The organism is Ectothiorhodospira lacustris (genome assembly GCF_022227785.1).
GTDB classification, from domain to species: Bacteria; Pseudomonadota; Gammaproteobacteria; order Ectothiorhodospirales; family Ectothiorhodospiraceae; genus Ectothiorhodospira; species Ectothiorhodospira lacustris.
Window position 1 is genome coordinate 1 of the sequence record NZ_JAJNQM010000144.1, and the last position, 2,789, is coordinate 2,789.

4 protein-coding genes are annotated in these 2,789 nt (G+C 59.2%); 3 read left to right on the forward strand and 1 reads right to left on the reverse strand.

Going from position 1 to position 2,789, the window contains the following annotated elements; translation table 11 throughout:
- Positions 1 to 88 precede the first annotated feature (88 nt).
- Entirely contained in the window at positions 89 to 289 is a 201-nt protein-coding gene (locus LQ952_RS15615) for a hypothetical protein (RefSeq protein WP_238616168.1), read from the reverse strand.
- A gap of 651 nt (positions 290 to 940) precedes the next feature.
- Here LQ952_RS15615 and LQ952_RS15620 point away from each other — a divergent pair.
- The 3 genes from LQ952_RS15620 to LQ952_RS15630 form a co-directional block, all read left to right on the forward strand.
- Positions 941 to 1,621, forward strand: coding sequence for a hypothetical protein (locus LQ952_RS15620; RefSeq protein WP_238623538.1), 681 nt, complete (start codon positions 941 to 943; stop codon positions 1,619 to 1,621).
- Positions 1,618 to 1,938, forward strand: a complete 321-nt coding sequence (locus LQ952_RS15625) for a hypothetical protein (RefSeq protein WP_238623539.1) — start codon at positions 1,618 to 1,620, stop codon at positions 1,936 to 1,938. Before LQ952_RS15620 ends, LQ952_RS15625 begins: the two co-directional genes overlap by 4 nt.
- Positions 1,939 to 1,961: 23 nt before the next feature.
- A partial coding sequence (locus LQ952_RS15630) for an HprK-related kinase A (RefSeq protein WP_238623540.1) occupies positions 1,962 to 2,789 on the forward strand: 828 nt, incomplete at its 3' end.

The window sequence follows — 2,789 nt, forward strand, 5'->3', positions numbered from 1 at the left end:
GGGTAGTAGCTGACGTGATGAGTCAGGCCCGGGAGTGACGGGGTGGGAGCTGACGTGATGAGGCAGGCTCGGGAGTGACGGGGTGGGTTTAAAACGATCGCATGACCAGTACCTGCACCTTGAACAGGATGGCGGTCACCAGCAGGCCGATGCCGCCGGTGAGAATGACGATCAACTCCAGTCCGAGCAGGTAGTAATCACCCATCAGCCAGGTACCGGCGCTGGCGAGACAGGTGGCAATGCCCAGCAGGGCGATGAGGGTGCCAGCGAAGTCCAGGATTTTTTCCATGTTCCGGTCCTGTTGTGTTGGGTTGAGTTGGTGAGGTGGCTCCAACTTCAGAGTCTAGCAAGCCGCCGGCATTTTGCGGTTCGACGGGACTTCCGCATCAAGCGGGCTTTGCTGCTCTCATGGGACCATCATGGAGTCTGATTTGCATTGACCCTGGTGGGTTGTTTTCAATGGTAGGCGTCTGTCCCTGTCGGCATTTCGATTGGCGGGGCGTCGGATATTCTTACATGTTGGTGCGCGGGATTGCTTTCTCCGGCCGGGCCGGCGGCATCTTTGCTGTGAGTGACCCTGATTAGGGGTGTTGTCATCCCGAATGTGGGCACCATCGGCTGTGGATTCTCACTTTTTATGTCGGCTTGATTTACAGGTCTGGGTTGATTTTGTGAGTGGCGTCACGTTACATTGCGCCCAATGTGCCTGTGGCGCTGGGATACGGACGAATTGGCTCTTTTCTTGCTGGGTATTTTGTGGGGCTTAAAGTAAAGGCCGTGTTCCGCTGAGTCCCGAGATGTTCTGGTAAGCTTGTGCAGTCATGGTTGTTCTGAATGTGAGTGGCCAGTGTGAGGGATGGATGCCCCTCCCGGTTGATGCCGGTCGAAGCGCTTGTTGCCTTGCTGCCATGAATTCCTACCTATTGCGAGGCTGGTTGTGATGGCTGACAAAGACAGACCCGATACCGATGAAGGGGTAACGGAGGTGGTGGCTTCCGAGCCTGTACACAAGGGTCGGAGGCGGTTTGCACTGGCCGCGAGTTCCGCGCCGGTGCTGTTTGCCATGGTGAACAGGCCGGTTCTGGCGGGAGCCTGCGAGGCTGACTCGCCCTCCGGCTTTGATTCCCTCAAGCTCAGTGGTCGTAAGGGAGATCGTCTGAACCTGCAATGTGGCAAGACTCCGGACCATTGGGAGAATGTTGCCGAGAGTAGCGGTGATTTTGAAGCGACTTTTGTTTCGGTATTCGGGTCCATCAATCACATCCAGCCTGTCGAACCGCTGGATCCGAACAATGATGTCCTTGGGTTGACTCTGCGCGATGTGATTTCCAGGCCCGCACCGAGTGAACCGAGTGAATTCATGGTTTTCTACGAGGACCGGGGAAATCTGGCCCGTGCCTTCGTGGCTGCCTACATGAATGCGGCGAGTTCCCTGTACCCTCTGGATCCCACTCAGGTGGTGACAATGTGGAATGCCATTGACGTCGGCAGTGGCTATCAGGTCAAGCCCGGCGTCGTTTGGCAGAAGGGTGATGTTCTGCTCTATCTTCACAGCACATTCGGGACCACGTCGTCCTATACCGATGGGGCACCTGATACATTCGGGGTCGTGGCGTCTTGAGTGCCTCTCTGGCCGGGTACGGTGACTCTGCCGCCTTCTGGCGGTTGCACCCCGCGGGCGTGATCGTTCGAACCCTGGATGATGGCGTGGCCGTCTTTCATCAGGGTTCGGGTGATGTCTTTGTGCTGTCCCGTTTTCACGGTGAGGTGCTGGAGCATCTGGCGGCTGGGCGCGGCGATTTCATGGCATTACTGCGGTCCTGCACCCCCGACACCGAAACTTCCGGATCCGAAGATCTCCGATGCAAAACCCAGGAAGCGTTGTATCAGGTCATGTCCACCCTGGAGGGGATGCAGTTGGTGGAGCGGACGGCATAAAGGCCTCCCTCCCGTTGGTTGAGGTGGGTGCCATCCCCGCCCGTGACTTCAGAGCGCTGGTGGCCGGTGCCGGTGCCATTATCCATTTCGGGCGCTTTTCCTTTCGCCTGAGTTCCCCCGTTGAACACCTGGCCGATGAAGTCCAGCGGATGTATCGGCATCACCCGGTGAGCCTGGAAGGGTTCGCCGACTTCCACGTGGAGGTGAGACCACCTCGCAATCTGCGGCGATGGTTCGGCAGGCAGCTTGAATTCCATGTGGATGGCAGTTCGTCTTTCTTCCCCTTGCCCCATGCGCAGGCCTTTCCGTTGCTGGAATGGGGGCTTAACTGGTGCGTGCATGACGCCGTGAAGGATTGCCTGATTCTGCATGCCGCCGTGGTGGAAAAGGGTGGCCAGGCTCTGTTGATTCCCGCGCCGCCGGGTTCCGGCAAGAGCACCCTGGTGGCAGGCTTGGTGCATCACGGTTGGCGGTTGCTGTCGGATGAACTGGCGCCACTGGCCCTGGATGCACTCAGCATCGAAGGGCTGGCGCGCCCGATCAGTCTGAAGAATGACTCCATCGACCTGATCAAGGGGCTGGCGGGGGAGGATGCGTTCAGTGGGACGGTGCGGGACACCGTGAAGGGTTCGGTGGCGCTCATGCGCCCGCCCCGTGAGAGCGTGCTGGCCGTGCGGCGTCCGGCCGCCCCGGTGGCGGTGATCTTTCCGAAGTTCACCCGTGGTGCCCGGCCCGTGCATCGTGGGGTGGGGCAGGCTGCCGCGTTTGCACTGCTGATGGAGAGCGCCTTCAATTTTTCAGCCCTGCGTCGGCAAGGTTTTGAAGCGTTGGCGGATCTTGTGGAGCGTTGC